This is a genomic window from Streptomyces angustmyceticus, from assembly GCF_040701845.1.
In the GTDB taxonomy this organism is placed as follows: Bacteria; Actinomycetota; Actinomycetes; order Streptomycetales; family Streptomycetaceae; genus Streptomyces; species Streptomyces angustmyceticus_A.
The window spans coordinates 109,647-130,870 of sequence record NZ_JBFBHQ010000017.1 but is presented as its reverse complement, the minus strand read 5'-3'; the positions used below and the strand labels follow the sequence as shown (position 1 = coordinate 130,870).

At 73.4% G+C, this 21,224-nt stretch carries 17 protein-coding genes; 12 read left to right on the top strand and 5 right to left on the bottom strand.

The features are described 5' to 3' along the window. Positions 1-30: 30 nt before the first annotated feature. On the bottom strand, positions 31-1,584 hold the full coding sequence (locus AB0411_RS27520; RefSeq protein WP_366419963.1) for a pyridoxal phosphate-dependent decarboxylase family protein: 1,554 nt from the start codon (positions 1,582-1,584) through the stop codon (positions 31-33). A 156-nt stretch (positions 1,585-1,740) separates the two neighbouring features. Then, positions 1,741-3,006, bottom strand: coding sequence for a DUF1015 domain-containing protein (locus AB0411_RS27515; RefSeq protein ID WP_366419962.1), 1,266 nt, complete (start codon positions 3,004-3,006; stop codon positions 1,741-1,743). Between the two features lie 175 nt (positions 3,007-3,181). Here AB0411_RS27515 and AB0411_RS27510 point away from each other — a divergent pair, with 175 nt between their 5' ends. Beyond that, positions 3,182-4,207: an HAD-IIA family hydrolase gene (locus AB0411_RS27510; protein WP_366419961.1), complete on the top strand. Its 1,026-nt coding sequence runs from the start codon at positions 3,182-3,184 to the stop codon at positions 4,205-4,207. Between the two features lie 149 nt (positions 4,208-4,356). Here the strand turns inward: AB0411_RS27510 and AB0411_RS27505 are convergent, their stop codons facing one another. Together AB0411_RS27505 and AB0411_RS27500 are read right to left on the bottom strand one after the other, a co-directional pair. Continuing rightward, a complete protein-coding gene (locus AB0411_RS27505; RefSeq protein WP_366419960.1) occupies positions 4,357-5,247 on the bottom strand; it encodes a siderophore-interacting protein in 891 nt (296 codons plus the stop codon). Between the two features lie 199 nt (positions 5,248-5,446). Further along, complete coding sequence (locus AB0411_RS27500; protein ID WP_366419959.1) at positions 5,447-6,475, bottom strand: ABC transporter substrate-binding protein; 1,029 nt, start codon at positions 6,473-6,475, stop codon at positions 5,447-5,449. Positions 6,476-6,541: 66 nt separating this feature from the next. Here AB0411_RS27500 and AB0411_RS27495 point away from each other — a divergent pair, with 66 nt between their 5' ends. The 3 genes from AB0411_RS27495 to AB0411_RS27485 all read left to right on the top strand — a co-directional run bounded on the left by AB0411_RS27495 (position 6,542) and on the right by AB0411_RS27485 (position 9,814). Continuing rightward, the gene (locus tag AB0411_RS27495) at positions 6,542-7,591 is read left to right on the top strand and encodes a FecCD family ABC transporter permease (protein WP_366419958.1); all 1,050 of its coding nucleotides are present in this window, start codon (positions 6,542-6,544) and stop codon (positions 7,589-7,591) included. Then, a complete protein-coding gene (locus tag AB0411_RS27490; RefSeq protein ID WP_437043557.1) occupies positions 7,588-8,751 on the top strand; it encodes a FecCD family ABC transporter permease in 1,164 nt (387 codons plus the stop codon). Before AB0411_RS27495 ends, AB0411_RS27490 begins: the two co-directional genes overlap by 4 nt. A gap of 127 nt (positions 8,752-8,878) precedes the next feature. Continuing rightward, positions 8,879-9,814, top strand: coding sequence for an ABC transporter ATP-binding protein (locus AB0411_RS27485; RefSeq protein ID WP_366419957.1), 936 nt, complete (start codon positions 8,879-8,881; stop codon positions 9,812-9,814). Here the strand turns inward: AB0411_RS27485 and AB0411_RS27480 are convergent. Beyond that, the gene (locus AB0411_RS27480) at positions 9,798-10,145 is read right to left on the bottom strand and encodes an SCP2 sterol-binding domain-containing protein (RefSeq protein ID WP_366419956.1); all 348 of its coding nucleotides are present in this window, start codon (positions 10,143-10,145) and stop codon (positions 9,798-9,800) included. The two genes, AB0411_RS27485 and AB0411_RS27480, sit on opposite strands and share 17 nt — an antisense overlap. Before the next feature lie 188 nt (positions 10,146-10,333). On the opposite strand from AB0411_RS27480, the gene AB0411_RS27475 reads away from it, so the two are divergent. The 8 genes from AB0411_RS27475 to AB0411_RS27440 all read left to right on the top strand — a co-directional run bounded on the left by AB0411_RS27475 (position 10,334) and on the right by AB0411_RS27440 (position 20,797). Next, positions 10,334-10,690: a hypothetical protein gene (locus tag AB0411_RS27475; protein WP_403151839.1), complete on the top strand. Its 357-nt coding sequence runs from the start codon at positions 10,334-10,336 to the stop codon at positions 10,688-10,690. Between the two features lie 7 nt (positions 10,691-10,697). Further along, entirely contained in the window at positions 10,698-11,513 is an 816-nt protein-coding gene (locus tag AB0411_RS27470) for a TlyA family RNA methyltransferase (RefSeq protein ID WP_366419955.1), read from the top strand. Beyond that, positions 11,510-12,451: an NAD kinase gene (locus AB0411_RS27465; RefSeq protein WP_366419954.1), complete on the top strand. Its 942-nt coding sequence runs from the start codon at positions 11,510-11,512 to the stop codon at positions 12,449-12,451. The genes AB0411_RS27470 and AB0411_RS27465 overlap by 4 nt, the downstream gene beginning before the upstream one ends. Before the next feature lie 306 nt (positions 12,452-12,757). Further along, complete coding sequence (locus tag AB0411_RS27460) at positions 12,758-13,495, top strand: class I SAM-dependent methyltransferase (RefSeq protein WP_366419953.1); 738 nt, start codon at positions 12,758-12,760, stop codon at positions 13,493-13,495. Between the two features lie 687 nt (positions 13,496-14,182). Further along, a complete protein-coding gene (gene recN / locus AB0411_RS27455) occupies positions 14,183-15,910 on the top strand; it encodes a DNA repair protein RecN (RefSeq protein WP_366419972.1) in 1,728 nt (575 codons plus the stop codon). 541 nt (positions 15,911-16,451) lie between these two features. Continuing rightward, positions 16,452-18,548, top strand: coding sequence for a bifunctional polysaccharide deacetylase/glycosyltransferase family 2 protein (locus AB0411_RS27450; RefSeq protein WP_366419952.1), 2,097 nt, complete (start codon positions 16,452-16,454; stop codon positions 18,546-18,548). Positions 18,549-18,731: 183 nt separating this feature from the next. Further along, entirely contained in the window at positions 18,732-19,922 is a 1,191-nt protein-coding gene (locus AB0411_RS27445; RefSeq protein ID WP_366419951.1) for an LCP family protein, read from the top strand. 86 nt (positions 19,923-20,008) lie between these two features. Further along, positions 20,009-20,797 (top strand): hypothetical protein, encoded by a 789-nt coding sequence (locus tag AB0411_RS27440; protein WP_366419971.1) that lies wholly within the window; start codon positions 20,009-20,011, stop codon positions 20,795-20,797. The last annotated feature ends 427 nt before the right edge of the window (positions 20,798-21,224 follow it).

Here is a 21,224-nt window from a genome sequence, read left to right as displayed (position 1 = left end):
GAGGTCTGCGAGGGAGAGGCGGGGGAGGGGTCAGCGCGCGCTGAGCGCCGGGCGGGGCTGCTCGGCGAGGTAGGCGCCGGCGTGCTCGGCGATCAGATCGAGGACGGCGGCGATGTCATCGAGCGTGGTCTCCGGGTTGAGCAGGGTGAACTTGAGGTGGTGGCGGCCGTCGACGACGGTGCCGGCGACGATCGCGTCACCGGAGGCGAACAGGGCGTCCCGGGCGTGCAGATTGACCCGGTCGCAGAGCTCGGGGTCCTGGTCGGTGGTGGGGACGTAGCGGAAGACCAGGGTGCTCAGCTGCGGTGCGACGACGACGGAGAACCGGGGGTCGTCGTGGAGCAGTTTCCAGGCCTCGGCGGCGCGGTCGATGACGTCGTCGAAGAGCTCTCCGACGGCGCCGGCGCCCATGATGCGCAGGGTGAGCCAGAGCTTGAGGGCGTCGAAGCGGCGGGTGGTCTGGATCGACTTGTCGACCTGGTTGGGGATGCGGCGCTCGGCCATGCGGCGCGGGTTGAGGTAGTCCGCGTGGTAGGTGACGTGCCGCAGGGTGGCGCGGTCGCGGACCAGCACGGCGCTGGAACTGACCGGCTGGAAGAAGGACTTGTGGTAGTCGACGGTCACCGAGTCGGCGCGTTCGATGCCGGTCAGCAGGGCACGGCGGCGCGAGACCAGCAGGCCGCAGCCGTAGGCGGCGTCGACATGCATCCAGGCGCCGTACCGGTCGCACAGCTCGGCGATCTCGGGGAGCGGGTCGATGGAGCCGAAGTCGGTGGTGCCGGCGGTGGCGACGACCGCCATGGGTATCAGCCCGTCGCGGTGGCAGCGCGCCAGTTCGTCGGCCAGGTCGGCGGTGCGCATCCGCTTGTTCTCGTCGCTGGGGACGGAGATGACGGCCTCCGCGCCCATGCCGAGCAGGGTGGCGGACTTGCGGATGCTGAAGTGGCTGCACTCGGAGGTGAGGATCCGCAGCCGGGGCAGGACGTCCGTGAGGCGGCTCGGCGGAGGGGTGTCGAGCTCGGGGGAGGCGACGCCCGCACCGGTCAGGGCGCGGCGGCAGGCCTCGTCGCGGGCGAGCATCAGGGCCTGGAGGTTGGACTGGCTGCCGCCGCTGGTGAAGATCCCGTCGGCCGCTTCTCCCAGGCCGATGCGCTCGGCCGTCCAGTCGATGAGCCGGCGCTCGATGAGGGTGCCGCCGGCGCTCTGGTCCCAGGTGTCCAGGGAGGAGTTGACGGCGGAGAGCACGGCCTCGCCGACGAGGGCGGGGATCACCACGGGGCAGTTGAGGTGTGCGAGGTAGCGCGGGTGGTGGAAGTAGACGGCGTCGCGGAGGTAGACCTCTTCGAGTTCGTCGAGCGCGGCGGCCGCGTCGTGCAGCGGTACGTCGAGGTCGATGCCGGAGACGGCGGGGGCGAGGCCGTCGACGGTGATGCCGGTGAAGGGGCGGTCGGTGCCGGCGATTTTGGCGCCGATCCGGGCGACGCTCTCGGAGACCGCGGTGCGGTAGTCCTGGGCGGTCTTCTCGTTGAGCAGGTACGTCCGGCTGTCGGCCGGGTCCTCGGCGGGGCGCGCGAGGAGATCCATGAAGGTGTCCTCCCTGGTGCGGACTTGACCACGTCCAGCGCATGCTGAGATGCGCGCAGGGGCAGGGAGACCCACCCGTGCGGCGTGGTTAGGTAAGGCTAACCTAATTACGCCTCGGGTGGGGTGCGGGGTGCCGCGGAGCGGCCGCCCGGGGGTTCAGTTGTGGTGGTCGTCCAGGGTCCGCAGGACCAGACCGGTGGCGGGCTTGGGCCCGAAGGACGTGGACTTCCGCGGCATCGTCACGCCGTGCTCCGCGAGTTGACGGACCGTCTCCTCCGAGGTGGCGCGCATCAGGACCGCGGTGCCGCCGTGCCGGGCGGCCTGTTCGACGGCGGCACCGGTGTGATGCAGATATCCGATGTCCGACGGGTGGTCGGGGATGTGCCAGACCTCGTCCAGCAGGACGGAGTGCAGCACCGTGGCGTCCAGCCGCCGCCAGGCCTCGGGCCGGTCGCGGCGGATCGTACGGTCCAGCAGCGCGGGGTCGGGGCGGTCCAGGAGGTGGAAGGAGTCCGGTCCGCCGGCGAGCACGAAGGCGGTACCGGGCGTCTCCTCCAGGGTCTCCAGGGCGGCGGACAGCTCGCCCGGCAGGGTGCGGGCCCGGAACGCGCCGGCGAGATCCGCGAGCGCCTTGGCGGGCGGCAGATGCGGCAGCACCCGGTGGATCGCGCGGACCTGCAGCGGATAGCGGGCGGTGTCCACCAGCAGCACCAGGCCGAAGGCCCAGGGCGAGGCGGCGGTGGCGCCGGGCTGCTGCTCGTACAGCCGCTGGTAGGTCGCCCAGCGGTGGTGGCCGTCGGCGATCAGTGCCTGCCGGCCGGCGAGGTCCTCGTCGACGGCGGCGAGATCGGCCGGGTCGGTGACCGCCCACAGGCGGTGTGCGAAGCCGTCCTCGGTGGTGGTGGCCAGCAGCGGCTCGCCCTCCACCGTGCGCTCGATGACGGCGGCGGCGCCGGTCGCGGTGCCCTGGCTGCGGTAGGAGAGCAACAGCGGCTCGAAGTTGGCGGCCGCCGCGCGCATCAGGGCCGCCCGGTCCTCGACCACCTCGGGGATGACGCCCTCGTGCGGCAGCACCGGCCCGTCCAGTCCCAGCGCCCCGATCAGCCCGCGCTGCAACACGGTGCCGGAGCGCTGCTCGTAGACGTACAGCGCGGGCTCGGCGTCCTGCCGCAGCACGCCCTCGGACCGCCAGCGGCGCAGGGTGTCGGCGGCCTGGCGGTGGCGGGTGGTGGGGTCCGCGGCGTGCGGCAGGATCAGCCGGACGATGTTGTACGGGTCGGCGGTCTCCAGATGGCGTACGCCGTCCGGCCGCACCACCACGTCGTACGGCGGGGACGTCACAGCGGTCAGGCTGCTGACCCGCTCGCGGTCGTAACGCAGCCCGCGGAACGGGAGGAGGCGGAGGCCGTCGGTACTGGTCATTGAAGAATGCTATGCCGCCGGACCGATGAGGGAAGATCGGGGGACGGCCCGTGGGTGGCTGGAAATATCGGGATGCACGAGGCGGAGAAGCGGTGTACCGGTCGGCGCGGCGAGCGCGCGCCCGGCGCGCGGCGGACCCCTTCGTGCGAGGTGTGGGAGCGAGGAGCGAGACGGCATGAACGAGCAGGTTCGCAGGCGGCCCGACGGGTGCCCGCGCCCGCTGAACGAGGCGTACGACACGGCGCTGCTGGATCTGGACGGGGTCGTCTACGCCGGCGGGCAGGCCCTCGCCCATGCCGTGGAGTCGCTCACCCGTGCGCGGGACGGCGGGATGCACCTCGCCTATGTGACCAACAACGCCGCCCGCACCCCGCAGGCCGTTGCCGACCAGTTGTCCGGTTTCGGGCTGCCGACCGGTCCGGACGATGTGATCACCTCGGCGCAGGCGGTGGCCCGGCTGATCTCCGAGCAGGTGCCGGCGGGCGCGCGGGTGCTGGCCGTCGGGGGCGAGGGGCTGTGGGTGGCGCTGCGTGAGCGCGGGCTCGAACCCGTCGGCTCCGCGGACGACGACCCGGCCGCCGTGGTGCAGGGCTTCGATCCCGCGCTCGACTGGGAGCGGCTGGCCGAGGCCGCGTACGCGGTGCAGCGCGGGGTGCCGTGGTTCGCGTCCAACACCGATCTGACGATCCCCAAGGAGCGGGGGATCGCCCCCGGCAACGGGGCGTTGGTGGAGGTGGTCCGCCTCGCCGCGGGCGGATCGCCGCAGGTGGCGGGCAAGCCGCAGCCGCCGATGCACCGGGAGACGGTGCTGCGCACCGGTGCCCGGCGGCCGCTGGTGATCGGCGACCGGCTCGACACCGACATCGAGGGTGCCTACAACGGCGAGGTCGACTCGCTGCTGGTGCTCACCGGCGTCACCACCCCGGCGGAGCTGCTGGCCGCCCCGCCGCGGCACCGTCCCGCGTACGTGGCCGCGGACCTGCGCGGACTGCTGGCACCGCAGCCGGAGGTGACCGGGGACGACGGCGGCTTCCGGTGCGGCGGCTGGCGGGCCGAGGCGGCCGGCGACGCGCTGGCCGTGACCGGCGAGGGGACGCCGCTGGACGGGCTGCGGGCGCTGTGCGCGGCCGCCTGGACCGCTGCCGGGGACGGCAGTTGCGGGGCGGACGCGGGGAAGGCGCTGGAGCGGATCGGGGTCTGAGAGGCGGACGGGGGCCGGGGCCGCGGCCTGCGGGGTGAGGCGGCGCAGGGGCACGGCCGCGGGGCGGCCCGGTGCGGGGGGTGCCGGGCCGCCGGTGCGGGGTGCCTGAGGCCGGGCCATGATGCCGGGCCGGGCCGCCGGTGCCCGGCTCAGCCCGCGTCGGCGGCCGTCGCGGCGGCGGTCAGCTCCGCGAGCAGGTCCTCCTCGCTGGCGCCCCGGCGCCAGTAGCCGGTGAACTTCACGGCCCTGCGGTCGATGCCGCGCTCGCGGACCAGGTGCCTGCGCACCGCCTTGACGGTCCCCGCCTCGCCCGCGACCCAGGCGTACGGCGTGCCCTCGGGCAGTTCGGCGGCGCGCAGCGCGTCGAGCACCGGCTCGCCGGCCGCGGCGGTGGCCTCGTCCCGGACGAGCCAGCGGATGCCGGCGTCGGCGAAGGTCGGCAGGGGCTGCCGGTCGTCCTCGTGCGCGATCTCGATCCAGACCTCGGCCCGGGTGCCGGGGGAGAGCCACGACAGGATGCCGGCGATCGCGGGCAGCGCCGTCTCGTCGCCGGTGAGCAGGATCCAGTCGGTGCCGGCCGGCGGGCGGAAGTCGACGCCGCCGTTGTCCTCGACGGCCGGGGCGAGGACGGTCAGCCGGTCGCCGGGCCGGGCGAAGGCGGCCCAGCGGGAGGCGGGGCCGCCCGCCGTGGCGGCGGCGTCGGGACCGGCGCCGTGCAGCGCGAAGTCGACGTCGAACTCGGCGGGTTCGTGGCGCTGTTCGCGGATCGTGTACGAGCGCATCACCGCCCGCTCGGCCGGGTCCTGCGCCCGCCAGGCGGTGTACCAGCCGTCGCCGGTGTCGTGGAAGACCGGCCGGTCCTGGTGGGGTTGCGGGAGGAAGAGCTTGAAGCGCTGGTCACGACCGCCGGAGGTCAGGTCGGCGAGCCGCTCGCCGCCGAAGGTGATCCGCACGACGGACGGGCTCATCCGTTGGGACCGGACGACGTGCACATCGAAGAAGCGGAACGGTGCGGTGGCGGGGGCGGCGGTCGTGGTCATGCGGGGGAACCTCCCGGGAGGATGCTGGGGGCGTGCGGCGGTGGGGTGCGGTGGCTTCCGCGGGGCGGGGCGGCCGGTGGCCGCGCGGGCGTCCGTGGCGGGGCGCGGCGGCAGGGGGCGCTGCCGCCGGCCGGGGCGGGCCGGACCGGTCGTGTCACGACCGGTCGGTGCCCGCCGCCGAAGCCGCCACGGACGGGCGTCACTTGACCTTCTTCGCGCCCTCGATCGCCTTGGCGAGCGACTCGATCAGCGGTGCGGCGCCCGCGTAGGAGAAGCGCGGCTCGCTCGACCAGGGGGTGATCTGGCCGGCCTTGACGGCGGGCAGCTTGGCCCAGGAGGGCTTGGCGGCCAGCTCCTTGGGCTGGAGGGTGGCGGTCCGGTTGTCCAGCAGGAGGACATCGGCCCGGTACTTGTCGGCGTTCTCCCAGCTCAGGCTCTCGAAGTAGCCGCCCTTGTCCAGGTGGTCGGGAACGATCAGGTCGACGCCGAGGGACTTGTAGTACATGAGGTCGGCGTTGATGCCGGGGTTGGAGGCGTAGAAGAGGTCGGGGCTGCCGGAGCAGGCGAGCACCTTGACCGGGTGGGCCTTGGCGGCCTCGCGCAGCGCCGCGGAGGCCTTCTCGAAGCGGGCCTTGGCGTCGGTGACCTTCTTGGCCTTCAGGTCGGCGCCGAGCGACTCGGCCAGCTCGGCGTAGCGCTCGATGATCTTGATGAGCGGGGTGCGGGAGGAGGTGAGGGCGACGGACTCGGCCAGCTTGGCGATCTTGTCCTTGCTGTCGTCCGGCACGAACCACAGCGCGCCCGGCTCGTACATGTTGGTGACCAGCAGGTCGGGCCGCAGCGCCGCGTACTTCTCGACGTTGAACTGGTTGTAGGCGTTGCCGATGATGGTGACCTTGTCGACGTCCAGGTCGCCGGCCTGCGGGTCGGGCTTGCCGTTCTTGAGCTTGGTGGGGCCGAAGACGCCGACGATCCGGTCGTCGATCCCGAAGTCGTGCAGTGCCGCGGCGGTGCCGGTGAAGGCGACGATGCGCTGCGGGGTGTTCTTGAGGGCGACCTTGTGCTTTCGGTCGTCGGTGAACGACCACGGGCCCGTCTTGGCATCGCTGTTGGCGCCTCCCGGGTCCTTCTCCCCGCCGCACGCGGCGAGCAGGGCGCCGATGCCGAGGGCACCACCCGCGGCCAGGATGCCGCGGCGGGACGGGGTGAGGCTACGGGAGGTGCTCATGATGGCGGTGCTTCTCTCTGGGAGGGGCCGAGGAAGAAAGTGTGAGGGTAGGCTAACCTAACCTTCGTGTTGGTTGACAGTCCCCCCGAAGCAACAACGGCCCCGGCCCCCGTGCACCCGCGGCGGCGCCATCTCCTGCGCTCCGTGGGGCTGGTGGCCGCCGTTGCCGTCCTCGCGGTCATCGCCGTCCTGGGCATCGCCGTCGGCGCGAAACAGATCCCCCTCGACCAGGTGTGGCACGGGGTGTTCCACTACTCCGGATCCGACACCGACGTGGTCATCCGCGACGTCCGCTTCCCGCGCACCCTGCTGGGCCTGATCGTCGGTGCCGCGCTCGGCCTGGCCGGCACCGTCATGCAGGCGCTCACCCGGAACCCCCTGGCGGACCCGGGAGTTCTCGGCATCAACGCCGGTGCCTCGGCCGCGGTCGTCTCCGCCATCAGCTTCCTCGGCGTCACCTCGCTGACCGGCTATGTGTGGTTCGCGTTCGCCGGCGCCGCGGTGGTCTCCGTGGCGGTGTACGTCCTCGGCGGCACGCGCGGCGCCACGCCCGTACGGCTCGCCCTCGCCGGCACCGCGCTGACCGCCGTCCTGGTCGGCTACATCAACGCCGTGAACCTGCTGGACACCGCCACCCTCGACAAGATGCGCTTTTGGACCGTGGGTTCGCTGGCCACGGCCACCCTGCCGACGGTCACCGGGATCGCGCCGTTCCTGGCGGTGGGTGGCGTCCTCGCGCTGCTGATCGCCCGGCCGCTGAACGCCCTCGCGCTCGGCGACGACCAGGCGCGGGCGCTGGGTGCCCGGCTGACCCGCACCCGGGTGCTGGCGATGGTCGCGGTCACCCTGCTGTGCGGCGGGGCGACCGCCGCCTGCGGCCCGATCGTGTACGTGGGCCTGATGGTTCCGCATGCCGTACGGGCCATCACCGGGCCCGACATGCGCTGGATCCTGCCGTACTCCGCGGTGCTCTCGCCGGTCCTGCTGCTCGGCGCCGACATCCTGGGCAGGGTGGTCGCCCGGCCCGGTGAGCTGCAGGTCGGCATCGTCACGGCCGTCGTCGGCGGCCCGGTCTTCATCTATCTCGTACGGCGTCGGAGGATGGCCCAGCTGTGAGCGCGACCGTGAAGCCCGGCAAGGGCAAGGGCATCGAGGAAAAGGCGGGGGCGGCCGGGGCCGGGCGCGGCCCGCGGACCGGGGCGGGCCGGCGGGTCACCGTGGTGCGGGCCCCGGGCGGGCGCTCGGTACGGCTCGACGTGCCCGCCGTGGTGGCCGGGTTGGTGCTGCTGGCCGTCGCGCTGGCCGCCGGTGTCGCACTGATCGGCTCCGGCGACTACCCCATGACCCCGTCCGAAGTGATCGCCACCCTGGCCGGCGGCGGGGACCCTGGCCAGGAGTTCATCGTGCAGGACCTGCGGCTGCCGCGGGTGCTGGTGGGGCTGCTGGTCGGCGCGGCGTTCGGGATCTCCGGGGCGGTCTTCCAGACCGTCTCGCGCAATCCGCTGGGCAGTCCCGACGTCCTCGGGTTCGCGCAGGGCTCGTCCGTCGGCGCACTGGTCGCCATCGTCTACTTCCAGGCCGGGACCCTCGCGGTCGCCGCCGGAGCCGTCGCCGGCGGCGTGCTCACCGGCGCCGCGATCTTCCTCCTCGCCTGGAAGCGCGGCATCCACGGCTACCGCTTCGTGCTCGTCGGCATCGGCGCCGGCGCCATGCTGTACGCGATGGTGCTCTACCTCCTGACGAAGGCGAACATCGTCGAGGCGACCCGCGCCACCACGTGGATGACCGGATCCCTCAACGGCCGTGACTGGGACCAGTTCGGGCCGCTGGCCGCGGTCTGCGCCGTCCTCGTCCCGCTGCTGCTGTTCTACGGGCGCCCGCTGCGCATGCTGGAGATGGGGGACGACGCGGCGAGCGCGCTGGGCGTACGCGTCGAGCGGGTCCGCATCGTCGTCCTGCTGGTGGCGGTCGTGCTCGTCGCCGCGGCCACGGCGGCCGCCGGGCCGATCTCCTTCGTGGCGCTCACCGCGCCCCAGTTGGCCCGCCGGATGTCCCTGCCGCGCTTCCTCAAGGGCGCGGGGCGGGGCGCCCCCCTGCCAGGCCCCAACCTGCTGCTGTCCGCCCTCATGGGCGCGGCACTGCTGGTCACCGCGGACTGGGCCGCCCAGCGGCTCTTCGGCGCCGACCAGCTGCCGGTCGGCGTGCTCACCGGCGTGCTCGGCGGCGGCTACCTGCTGTGGCTGCTGGCCACGGAGCGGAAGGCGGGACGGGTATGAGCGGGCGGGGGCGACGGCGGAGAGCCGGGCGGCCGCGGCGAGCCGGGTACGGGCAGCGCCGAAGAGCCGGGCGGCCGCGACAGGCCGGGCCAACAGCACAGAACACGACAACCCCAGGAGTTCCGAAGTGAGCCGTCTCACGGCTGAGAACGTCACCCTCGCCTACGACCAGCGGGTCATCGCCGAGAACCTCTCGGTGGCCATCCCCGACCGCTCCTTCACGGTCATCGTCGGCCCCAACGCCTGCGGTAAGTCCACGCTGCTGCGCGCACTCTCGCGGATGCTCAAGCCGGCCACCGGTTCGGTGCTGCTGGACGGCTCCGCGATCTCCTCCCTGCCGGCCAAGAAGGTCGCCAGGACGCTCGGGCTGCTGCCGCAGTCCTCGATCGCCCCGGACGGGATCACCGTCGCGGACCTGGTGGCGCGCGGCCGCTATCCGCACCAGGGGCTGCTGCGGCAGTGGTCGGCCGACGACGAGCGGATCGTCCAGGAGTCGATGGCGGCCACCGGCGTCGGCGAGCTCGCCGAACGCCATGTCGACGAGCTGTCCGGCGGGCAGCGCCAGCGGGTGTGGATCGCGATGGCGCTCGCCCAGCAGACGCCGCTGTTCCTGCTCGACGAGCCGACCACCTATCTGGACATCCAGCACCAGATCGAGGTGCTGGACCTCTGCGCCGAACTGCACGAGGAGCAGGGGCGGACGCTGGTCGCCGTGCTGCACGACCTCAACCACGCGGCCCGTTACGCGACCCATCTGATCGCCATGAAGGACGGTGCGGTCCTCGCCGAGGGCGCGCCGGCCGACATCGTCACCGCGGAGCTGGTGGAACGGGTCTTCGGGCTCAGCTGCCAGATCATCGAGGACCCGGAGACCGGCACCCCGCTGGTCATCCCGGCCGCACGCAAGCGCCGTCACGCCGGCTCGGAAGCGGGGCGGGCCGACGGCGAAGCGGCGGAGGGGAAGCAGACCGGCGACGGGAACGCGAGCGAGGGGATCGAGCCCGACGACGACGCGGCCGCGCAGGAGAAGAAGGGCGAGACGGTGCCTACAGCAGCGTCCTGAGGCGCAGCAGGTCGCGCAGGCCGGCCTCCAGCTTGACGCGACCGCTGCCCCAGGCCTTGGCGAAATTCAGCGTGCCGTCCACCAGCGCGACGAGATCGTCGCCCGCCATGGACAGGCGGATCTCGGCCTTGTGCGGAGGCGGGCCGGGGACGCTGGTCACCTCCTGGATGGAGCCGTCGGACAGCCGCCCGAGGAAGGTCACATCGAGGTCCGTGATGCGGCAGCTGAGCGAGCGGTCGAGCGCCGCCGCGCTGCGGACGCTGCCGTCCGCCGAGGACAGGTTCTGGGCCAGCCGGTCGAGCGCGGCGCGGCACTGGTCGAGGGTTGCCATCGTGATCGACGATACGCCAGGTCGGGGACGCCTCGTTCCTCCTTGTCAGCCTTCGCCAAGGTAGCGTCGGGGGCATGGAAGAGCCGACGTCCGGCCCGGAGCCGGAGGCACCCGCGGGAACCGCACCAGGGGACCCCGCGCGGCCCGGGCACCCGGTGCCGGCGGAGCCCGTGAGGCCGGGGGAGCCCGTGGCAGTGGAGCCCGTGCGGACGGACGAGTCCGCGGGGGACACCGTGCGGCCGGGCGAGCCCGCGCCGGAGGAACCCCCGCCCGGGGAGCCCGAGCCGTCCGGGCAACGTACCGAACCGGCGGGACCGGCCGGGCCGCAGCCGATCGGGGTGGGGACGACACCGACCGGAGAGGCCGCGGTCGACTCCGCGCTGCGCCGTCTCGCCGATGCCGACCACCTCCCGGCGAGCGGACACCTGCAGGTGTACGAGGATGTGCACCGTGGGCTGCGCGATGTGCTGGCCGGTCTCGACCAGCACCCCGGGCCGCCCGCACCTTCCTCGACTTTCCCGACGCCGCACGACAACAGGAGCTGAACCACAGGTGGCAGGAGTGGCACGACGCCGACTCGACGCGGAGCTGGTGCGCCGCAAGCTGGCCCGTTCCCGCGAGCACGCGAGCCAGCTGATCGCCGCGGGCCGGGTGACGGTCGGCGGTGCGACCGCGACCAAGCCCGCCACCCAGGTGGAGACCAGCGCGGCCGTGGTCGTCCGCGAGGACGAGAGCGACCCCGACTACGTCTCGCGCGGCGGGCACAAGCTCGCCGGCGCCCTCGCCGCCTTCGTGCCGCTCGGCCTGAAGATCGAAGGGCGGCGGGCGCTGGACGCGGGCGCCTCGACCGGTGGCTTCACCGATGTCCTGCTGCGGGCCGGCGCCGGTCATGTCGTCGCCGTCGACGTCGGATACGGACAGCTCGCCTGGTCGCTGCAGAGCGATGAGCGGGTCACGGTGAAGGACCGCACCAACGTGCGCGAGCTGACCCTCGAACAGATCGACTCGCAGCCCGTCGACCTCGTCGTCGGCGACCTCTCGTTCATTCCGCTGGGCCTCGTCCTGCCCGCGCTGGCGCGGTGCGCGGCGCCCGACGCGGACCTGGTGCTGATGGTCAAGCCGCAGTTCGAGGTCGGCAAGGAGCGGCTGGGCAGCGGCGGCGTGGTGCGCAGCGCGGAGCTGCGGGCCGAGGCGGTGCGCGCCGTCGCGAGCCGGGCGGCCGAGCTGGAATTTGGCGTACTTGGCGTAACTGCGAGCCCGCTGCCGGGGCCCTCGGGAAATGTCGAGTACTTTCTGTGGCTCCGCGCCGGGGCGCCTGCACTCGACCCGGCGGACGTCGACCGTGCAGTGGCGGAGGGGCCTCGTTGACCACTACCCAGGCAGTTGAAGGCAGCGCAGCACACGGGAACACCGGAGCCGCGCGGACGGTTTTCCTGCTCGCCCACACCGGCCGCCCCGCGGCCATCCGCAGTGCCGAACTCGTCGTCCAGGGGCTGCTGCGCTGCGGCATCGGCGTACGGGTGCTGGCGGAGGAGGCCGCGGATCTGCCGCTGCCGCCGTCCGTCGAGCGCGTCAAGACGGAGCCGTGCGCGGCCGAGGGCTGCGAACTGCTGGTGGTCCTGGGCGGGGACGGCACGCTGCTGCGCGGCGCGGACTTCGCCAGGACGTCCGGCGTCCCGATGCTCGGCGTCAACCTCGGCCGGGTCGGCTTCCTCGCGGAGGCCGAACGCGACGACCTCGACAAGGTCGTCGACCGGGTCGTCACCCGCGCCTACGAGGTCGAGGAGCGGATGACGCTCGATGTCCTCGTCCGCAACAACGGCAGTGTCGTCTACACCGATTGGGCGCTGAACGAGGCGTCGGTGGAGAAGGCCGCCCGGGAACGGATGCTGGAGGTCGTCACCGAGGTCGACGGCCGGCCCGTCTCGCGCTTCGGCGGCGACGGGGTGGTCTGTGCGACGCCGACCGGCTCCACCGCGTACGCCTTCTCGGCCGGCGGCCCGGTGGTCTGGCCCGAGGTCGAGGCCCTGCTGATGGTCCCGATCAGTGCGCACGCCCTGTTCGCCAAGCCGCTGGTCACCTCGCCGCGCTCCGTCCTGGCGGTGGAGGTGCAGCCCAAGACCCCGCACGGCGTGCTGTGGTGCGACGGCCGCCGCAGCATCGAACTCCCGGCCGGCGCCCGCGTCGAGGTCCGCCGCGGCGCCGTGCCCGTGCGCCTGGCCCGTCTGCATCATGCCTCCTTCACGGATCGTCTGGTCGCCAAGTTCGCCCTGCCGGTGGCGGGGTGGCGAGGGGCCCCGCAGTAGGCACCGCCCGGCGGACGAAGAGCCGGACAGCCCCTGGCCGAGCCCCGGACGGGGCTTCTCGGAGCTGTCCGGCACAACACGCTGGAAAACCTGGCCCGGCGCGGCGGAAATCGCCCCCGTGCGGCCCCTCGCCGGGGGCACGGGCGGCGCCCCGCCCCGGCCGTGAGCGGGGCGCCCCGCCCGTCCCCGCCCGAGCCGCTCACCCGGTCCGTCACCGCATCCGGCCCTCTCTCCCCGTCCGGGCTCCGGTGTCCGCCCGGCCTACGATCACCGGAAGGGGACGGCGGAGCGGACAGGGGGCGGGGGATGGAACGGAACATCCGCGGCGTGGAGGACGTACTCCGGCTCCTGGACGGTCTGTTCGCGCCGGAGGCCGACCGCTGGACGGCCGGGGGAGCCCCGTGGTGGGACGACTTCTACGCGGACCGCACCCGGCCGGTGCCGTTCTTCGCCGCGAAGCCCGACGAGAACCTGGTCTCGTACCTCGAACGCGGCCTGGTCACCCCCGAACGCGCCCTCGACCTCGGATGCGGCCCGGGCCGCAACGCACTCCACCTCGCCGCCGCGGGCTGCACGGTGGATGCGGTGGACCTCTCCCCGGCCGCTCTCGCCTGGGCGGAGGACCGTGCCCGCGAGGCGGGCGCCGACGTCCGATTCCTCCGCGGCGACGCGTTCGCCCTCGCGGACACCGCACTCCACGGCCCCTACGACCTGATCTACGACTCCGGCTGCTTCCACCATCTGCCGCCCCACCGCCGCATCAGCTACCTCGCCCTCCTCGACCGGGCCCTGGCACCCGGCGGTCATTTCGCCCTCACCTGTTTCGCGGCGGGCGCGATGGGCTCCGAACTCGGCGACAGCGACTTCTACCGCCAGTCCGGCCTGCACGGCGGTCTCGCCTACACCTCGGACTCCCTGCGCTGGATCTTCTCCGACCTGTCGGAGGTGGAGCTGCGCCGCATGCGCGACGAGGAGCCGGCGTCCCCGCGCTTCGGCGAACCCTTCCTGTGGACGGGCCTGTGGCGCCGCGAGGCCCAGCCGTAGCCGGCGCCCGACGGCCACGGGCCCGCCGGCGGGCAGCCGCAGGAGCCGGACTCCGCCGCCCCTGAGGGGGCCGGTCACCCCACCATCCGACCCGCGGTCCTCCCGCGCGTATCTCGATTGCGTTGCGGTGCGATACCGGACCGGAGCGAAGACGGCGGACCGGTCCCTGCCGCCTCCGCGATGCGGCCGCGACGCGGGTGGTGCCTTCTGCGGGGGAGCAGCCGTTCCCCCGTCGAGGCGAATCTGTATATCGGCATACGGGCCGAGTCGCGGAGCCGGACCGGGCCGACGAGGAGGCGAGCGGCAGCCGTTCGCCCGGTACCGCGGCCCGCCCGCGCCCGCCGCCGGGCGGACGGGGCGCCGTCCGTACCGGGCCCACGACGCCGCGTCCTCCCCGCCCCGGTCATCGTCGCGGCAAGCGGCGTCGCCGCCCCTGCCTCGGCGGATGCGGGTACCGCCCCGTTCGTGCGCGGCGCCGGCCACCCCACACCGTCCGCATCGCGCCACCCGGCATGCGCACACCTCTCGTTGCCGACGGTGACCAGCGTGACGGCGGAGTGTGATCACGCACCGTGAGGAATTCCTCCGTTTTCCGGTGGGGTTTTCCGCAGGGGCGGCGGCAGGAGTGAGGGGAGGCCGTCGCGGGGGGCCCTGGGACCTCGTAAGGTCGTATCCGTGTTGGAGGAGATGCGGATCCGGTCCTTGGGTGTCATTGATGATGCCGTTGTCGAGCTGTCCCCTGGCTTCACGGCGGTGACCGGCGAGACGGGCGCCGGCAAGACCATGGTCGTCACCAGCCTCGGCCTGCTGCTCGGCGGGCGCGCCGACCCCGCCCTGGTGCGGATCGGCGCCAAATCGGCGGTCGTTGAGGGCAGGATCGGCGTCGGGCCCCAGGCGCCCGCCGCCGTACGGGCCGAGGAGGCCGGCGCCGAGCTGGACGACGGCGCGCTGCTGATCAGCCGCACGCTCTCCGCCGAGGGCCGTTCGCGCGCCCATGTCGGCGGGCGTTCCGTACCGGTCGGCCTGCTGGCGGAACTGGCCGACGACCTGGTCGCCGTGCACGGCCAGACCGACCAGCAGGGCCTGCTGCGGCCGGCCCGCCAACGGCAGGCGCTGGACCGCTACGCCGGGGACACGGTGGCCGTTCCGCTCGCCAAGTACACCGCCGCCCACCACAGGCTGCGCGCCGTCGCCACCGAGCTGGACGAGCTGACGACGCGGGCCCGCGAACGTTCGCAGGAGGCCGACCTGCTGCGGTTCGGCCTCGACGAGATCGCCGAGGCCGAGCCGCAGCCCGGCGAGGACACCGATCTCGCCGCCGAGGCCGAGCGGCTCGGCCACGCCGAGGCCCTGGCCTCCGCGGCGAGTGCCGCGCACGCCGCGCTGGCCGGCAACCCCGAGGACCCCGAGGGCGTCGACGCCACGACCCTGGTCGCCGGCGCGCACCGCGCGCTGGAGGCCGTACGCAGTCACGACCAGGAGCTGTCCGCGCTCGCCGAGCGGCTCGGCGAGATCGGCATCCTGATGGCCGACGTGGCGGGCGAGTTGGCCAGTTACGCGGACGGCCTGGACGCCGACCCGTTGCGGCTCGCCGCGGTCGAGGAGCGCCGCGCCGCCCTCAACCACCTGACCCGCAAGTACGGCCAGGACATCGCGGCGGTGCTGGCCTGGTCCGAGGAGAGCGCCGCCCGGCTCGCCGAACTGGACGGCGACGACGACCGGATCGGCGAACTGGCCGCCGAGCGGGACGCGCTCCGCGCCGAACTGGGCGAACTGGCGCAGACGCTGACCGATGCCCGCACGGCGTCGGCGAAGCGTTTCGCCGACGCGGTCACCGCCGAACTCGCCGAACTCGCCATGCCGCACGCCCGTGTCACGGTCGAGATCCGCCAGACCGAGGTCGCCGAGGACGCCGACGGGATCGAGGTCGGCGGCCGCACCGTGGCCTACGGGCCGGCCGGCGCCGACGAGGTCGAACTCCTGCTGGCCCCGCACCCGGGCGCGCCGCCCCGGCCGATCGCCAAGGGGGCGTCCGGTGGCGAGCTCTCCCGGGTGATGCTCGCCGTCGAGGTGGTCTTCGCCGGCTCCGACCCCGTACCGACCTACCTCTTCGACGAGGTCGACGCGGGAGTCGGCGGAAAGGCGGCCGTCGAGGTCGGCAGGCGCCTGGCCAGGCTCGCGAAGTCCGCGCAGGTCGTGGTCGTCACACATCTTCCGCAGGTCGCGGCCTTCGCGGACCGCCAGCTGCTCGTGGCGAAGACCAACGACGGGTCGGTCACCAGGAGCGGCGTCACGGTCCTGGAGGGGGAGGAGCGGGTCCGTGAGCTCTCCCGGATGCTGGCCGGCCAGGAGGACTCCGAAACGGCCCGCGCGCACGCCGAGGAACTGCTGGAGGCGGCACGCGCGGGGAGCTAGGCGCGGTGCCCGGCATCGGGCCGGCGTCCGGTATCCGGTGCCGGACGCCCGGTATCCGGCGTCGGCCCTGAGGCGTCGCTCCTGGAGCGGCCGCCGTTGCCGGCGCCCACGGGAAACGGACCGCACCCTGCGCCCCCTCGCCCCCTGGGGTGAGCAGCGTCACCTCCCCCGCTGCGTCGTCGGCCGGCGGACCCGTCCGCGCAGTGGCATCCCTCACGGCGGGGCCGCCGCGACGCTGCTCGCCCGCACCCTCGCCGCCACCGTTTGCGCTGGTGGGACGGCCTGCGCAGGGGACGGGGCAGTCATGATCTTCGCGGCGGCCCCCGGGCCGGTCATGAGTACACTCGCCGACCATGTGCGAGCCCAGACGGTATGCAAAACAGCACAAAACATGCAGTGACCGTCCGTGCGCCGAGGCTTCCGTCAGGTGCACGGGGGCTTCGGTGAACCCGCTCGCCATCGCCGCACCCGCCCCGCACCCGCCCCGCCCGGTCCGCGGATGCCCCGCACCGGCGCCGGTCTCCGGCACCCCGGGGGCCGTGTGAGACGCCGCGCGAACCGGGCCCGGCACCGGCGCTCCCGCGACCCGCGCGGTCACTGGCTGCTGCTGATCATGGTCCTCCCGGTCATGTTCGGTGCCCTGCTCTTCGAGGGCTGGACCACCCATGAGGTCGACGCCGCGAAGACCCGCAAGGACTGCGCCAGCCCCGTGCCCGGGTCCGTCGACAAGGGCGGCCCGGTGCTCCGGTTCCACGACGGCAAGGCGGTTTCGTCCTCGGTGCCGGCCCGTACGGTGGCGCTCACCTACGACGGCGGACCCGACCCCGTGTGGACGCCGCGGCTGCTCGACCTGCTGCGCAAGCATCACGCCCACGCCACGTTCTTCCTCCGCGGCGCCCAGGCGGCCCAGCACCCGGACCTGGTGCGGCGGATCAAGGCCGAGGGCCATGAGATCGGCTCGAACACCTACACCGGCGCCGCCATGGGCGCGTCCTCGCCGCTGCGCGCCTCGCTGGAGCTGTCGCTCACGCAGAAGGCGCTGGCGGGCAGCGCGGGCCTGCACACCAAGCTGCTGCGGATGCCGCAGACCACCGCGGTGGACACGCTGTGCGGCCCGGAGTGGAAGGCCGCCGAGAAGGCCGGCGCGGAGGGTTACACCCTGGTCGCCGCCGACCGGTGGTACCGCAATCCCTCGCAGGGCGTGATCCGGCAGTTCGGTCAGAACGATCTCGCCTACCTGGGCTCCAAGGAGCTGCTCGACAACCCGAAGGTCGACAGGTTCACCACCGTGACGGCGGGAGTCCGGCAGCCCCCGCCCGACGTACCGGCCGCCGCCGTCGAGCGCTGGTCGGGTACGGCCCTGATCTGGGCCAAGGCTCTGGGGCACGCCTTCATCAGCGGGATGGCCTGGGTGCTCGCCATAGCGGGCGGACTGGGGCTGCTGAGACTGGCGATGCTGGTGTTCTTCGCCCGCACCCACGTCCGGCGGCTGACCCGTATCCGCCCCGGATCGACCTGGCTGCGGGAGGTCACCGATCCGGTGACGGTGCTCGTCCCCGCCTACAACGAAGAGGCGGGCATCGAGTCCACCGTCCGCTCGCTGCTCGCCTCGACCCACCGGCAACTACAGGTCATCGTGATCGACGACGGGTCGACGGACCGGACCGCGGACATCGCTGCCCGGATCGACGATCCGCGGGTGACGGTGATCCGGCAGACCAATGCGGGCAAGGCGGCCGCGCTCAACACCGGCCTGGCCCATGCCCGCTACGGCATCATCGTCATGGTCGACGCCGACACCGTCTTCGAACCGGACGCCGTCCACCACCTCATCCAGCCGCTCGCCCACCCGGCGGTGGGTGCGGTCAGCGGCAACACCAAGGTCGGCAACCGCCGGCGGCTGCTGGGCCGGTGGCAGCACCTGGAGTACGTCTTCGGGTTCAACCTCGACCGGCGGATGTTCGAGGTGCTGGAGTGCATGCCGACGGTCCCCGGCGCCATCGGGGCCTTCCGCCGGGACGCGCTGATGGGCGTCGGCGGGGTGAGCGGGGACACCCTCGCCGAGGACACCGACCTGACCATGGCCCTGTGGCAGGCGGGCTGGCGGGTGGTCTACGAGGAGTCCGCCGTCGCCTGGACCGAGGTGCCCACCTCGCTGCGGCAGTTGTGGCGGCAGCGCTACCGCTGGTGCTACGGGACGATCCAGGCGATGTGGAAGCACCGCCGGGCCGTCATCGAAGTGGGGCCGGCCGGCCGCTCCGGCCGCCGCGGGCTGAGCTACCTCGTCCTCTTCCAGGTCGCCCTGCCGCTGTTCGCGCCGGTCGTCGACATCTTCGCGCTGTACGGGCTGCTCTTCCTCGGGCCCTGGCAGTCGGCCGGCGTCTGGTGCGGCTTCCTGCTCGTGCAACTGCTCTGCGCCGGATATGCGCTGCGGCTCGATGGCGAGAAACTGCGGTCGCTGTGGGCGATGCCGTTCCAGCTCCTCGTCTACCGGCAGCTGATGTATCTCGTGGTCATCCAGTCCGTGGTGGCCTTCCTGCTCGGCACCCGCCTGAAGTGGCACCGGATGCATCGCTCGGGGACCGCAGGGCAGCAGATCGGGCAGCCGGTGGCGTCTCGGAGCCTGTCGTCGAGGTGAGTGAGCCGGCCGGGGGCGGGCCTGTCACAAGGCGGCCCGCTCCCGGATCCCGCACGGAGACCCCACTCGACCAAAAGCCCCATCACGCACAAATGCCCTTTCTCTTCGCCTAAGTACCGTTCCTGTCAAGCAGAATTCCGGACTATTTGGTGAAAGGCTCGTGAGCATGCAGACTGTCCGCCCATGAGTGACTGGCTGGACGGTGCCCCCGGCGCCCACCGTGACGGTGGCGCGGGGAAGCCGGTGCATGCCGTCACGGGGCAGGTGCGGCGGCAGGCCCCCCGTCCGCCGCAGCCGGTCACCGGCCGGCCGATGCCCGGCCCCTACGGCGGTCCCGGCGGGCCCGTGCGCAGAAGCACCCGGCCCGCGGCCACCCGCCCCACCTGGCGCCGCCGGATCCTGCGGCTCGCCGGCCTCGTGGGCGTCGTGACCCTGCTCACCTCCCTAGGCAGCTACACATGGGCCGACACCAAGCTGGAGCGCGACGTCGACCTCGGCCGGCTCGCCGGCCGGCCGGCACCGGGCAAGGGCGCCAACTATCTGATCGTGGGTTCCGACAGCCGCCAGGGCCTTTCCGGGAAGCAGCTGAAGGACCTGCACACCGGCGGCTCGGCGGACGCGGGGCGCCGTACCGATTCGATGATCCTGCTGCACACCGGCGCCCACGGCACCACGATGATGAGCCTGCCGCGCGACTCCTGGGTGACCATCCCGCCCTACGTCCGCCCCGAAACCGGCAAGCGCTACGGCGCGTCGAAGAACAAGCTCAACGCGGCGTTCTCGCGAGGTGGTCCCGAGCTGCTCGTGCGGACCGTCGAGCACAACACGGGCCTGCGCATCGGGCACTACACGGAGATCGGCTTCGCGGGCTTCGTCGGCATCGTGGACGCGGTCGGCGGAGTGCCGATGTGCCTGGACAAGGCCGTCAAGGACGAGAAGTCCGGCGAAAACCTGGCGAAGGGCTGCCATACGCTCGACGGCCGGGAGGCGCTCGCCTTCGTCCGCCAGCGCCACCAGGAGGCCCAGGGCGACCTCGGCCGCAGCCGGAACCAGCAGAAGTTCCTGGCCGCCCTCTCCCACAAGGCCGCACAACCCGACACCCTGCTCAACCCGGCCAAGGTCTACCCCACGGTGAACGCGGGCCTCGACACGCTCATCGTCGACAAGAACATGAGCCTGTGGAACCTCACCTCGCTCTTCGAAGCGATGAAGGGCGTCTCGGCCGGCCAGGGCACCCGCCTCCACGTCCCCGTCTCCGGGCTCGGCTTCCGGACCCCCAAGGGCAGCGCCGTGCAATGGGACCTGCCGCGGGCGAAGAAGCTCTTCGCGGAACTGCGCGACGACCAGCCCGTGACGACCGGGACGAAGGGCTGATCCGGCCCTCCCGGCAGAGGGTGAGCGGGGCCGTGCCTAGGGTGACCGGAGTGGAGCGCGGCAGGGTGCCGGGCGAGGGGAGCGGCATGGCGGCGGCAGGCAACAGTGTGCGCGGGCGGATCTCGGCGCTCATGGGGGCGGCAGGGGTGACCAGGGCCGCCTGTACGGCGCTGCGGAAGCGGCCGCCGGGCGGTGCCGTCCTGTGGCAGCGGAAGAACTACGCCGGCCGGACCGTCGACCTGCACGCGGGGCTGGCCACGGCGACGGGTACCGCGCTCGCCGTCGCCACCGCACCGGGGCTGCCCGCCCGGACCAGGGCCGCCACGACGCTGGCCGTGCTGGCCGCCGGGGGCTGCGGGGCGTACGACGACGTGTTCGGCGCCGATGACCCCCGCCGCGGCTTCCGGGCGCACCTCTCGGCCCTCCGGGACAAGGAGGTCACCAGCGGCGCCGTGAAGCTGTTCGGGATCGGCGCCGCGGGGCTCGCGGCGGGGGCCCTCCTCAAGGAGCGCCCGGCCGACAGGCTCCTGGCGGGTGTGGTGATCGCGGGCTCGGCCCATCTGGTGAATCTCCTGGACGTCCGGCCGGGCCGGGCGGCCGGCGCCGTACTGGCCGTCGGCGCTCCCGGTCTGCTGCGCCGCGGTCCGGCGGGTCCGCTGTCCGCGGCACCCATGGGGGCCGCGGCAGCCGTCATCGGCGACGACCTGGGGGAGCGCACGATGCTCGGGGACGCCGGGGCGCACGCCCTCGGCGCGGCACTCGGCGTCGCCATCGTCACGGGCAACGGCCGCCGCGGACTGCTCGCGCACGCCGCGGGGCTGGTCGCCGCCGCGGCCGCGGGGGACCGCGTCAGCCGGGCGGCCGCGGCGATCTGAGGCTGCCGGGACGGGGAAAGGAAACCAACAGGGCGAGGGCGGGGACAGGGAGAGGCCGAGGGCAGGGACGGGGCCGAGGGCAGGGACACGACCGCGAGGCCGGCTGCGCGGCCGTCCGAGATTCCCTCCCCGACCCGAACTCCGCCCCTCCCTCCCGTAGATTCGGACAAACCTCACGCGCTCCCGATGGCGGCGCACACGCCCCTTGCCCCGGCGCAGGCGCACTCCGGGAAGTGGACTCACTCGAACGAGCCCTCAACCCGCGCGGGCGGTTTGTCGCCCATGTGGGTGATCTGGCGGGCGCGGGGGTGAGACTTCCCACCGGAACGGCGGGCCGACGGTGCCGAATTGACGTCGCCGGACTGGCATCCTGGGCGCGGTGCGCAGTCCCGGGCACGCTCGCCCCGCCCGGACCGTCCGCCGGACA

Bases quoted from the DNA above. Each gene is read 5' to 3' on its own strand.
- AB0411_RS27515 (WP_366419962.1), bottom strand. From the start codon at position 3,006: ATGACCAGTACCGACGGCCTCCGCCTCCTCCCGTTCCGCGGGCTGCGT.
- AB0411_RS27510 (WP_366419961.1), top strand. From the start codon at position 3,182: ATGAACGAGCAGGTTCGCAGGCGGCCCGACGGGTGCCCGCGCCCGCTG.
- AB0411_RS27445 (WP_366419951.1), top strand. From the start codon at position 18,732: ATGAGTGACTGGCTGGACGGTGCCCCCGGCGCCCACCGTGACGGTGGC.
- AB0411_RS27440 (WP_366419971.1), top strand. From the start codon at position 20,009: ATGGCGGCGGCAGGCAACAGTGTGCGCGGGCGGATCTCGGCGCTCATG.
- AB0411_RS27520 (WP_366419963.1), bottom strand. From the start codon at position 1,584: ATGGATCTCCTCGCGCGCCCCGCCGAGGACCCGGCCGACAGCCGGACG.
- AB0411_RS27500 (WP_366419959.1), bottom strand. From the start codon at position 6,475: ATGAGCACCTCCCGTAGCCTCACCCCGTCCCGCCGCGGCATCCTGGCC.
- AB0411_RS27505 (WP_366419960.1), bottom strand. From the start codon at position 5,247: ATGACCACGACCGCCGCCCCCGCCACCGCACCGTTCCGCTTCTTCGAT.
- AB0411_RS27480 (WP_366419956.1), bottom strand. From the start codon at position 10,145: ATGGCAACCCTCGACCAGTGCCGCGCCGCGCTCGACCGGCTGGCCCAG.
- AB0411_RS27460 (WP_366419953.1), top strand. From the start codon at position 12,758: ATGGAACGGAACATCCGCGGCGTGGAGGACGTACTCCGGCTCCTGGAC.
- recN (WP_366419972.1), top strand. From the start codon at position 14,183: ATGCGGATCCGGTCCTTGGGTGTCATTGATGATGCCGTTGTCGAGCTG.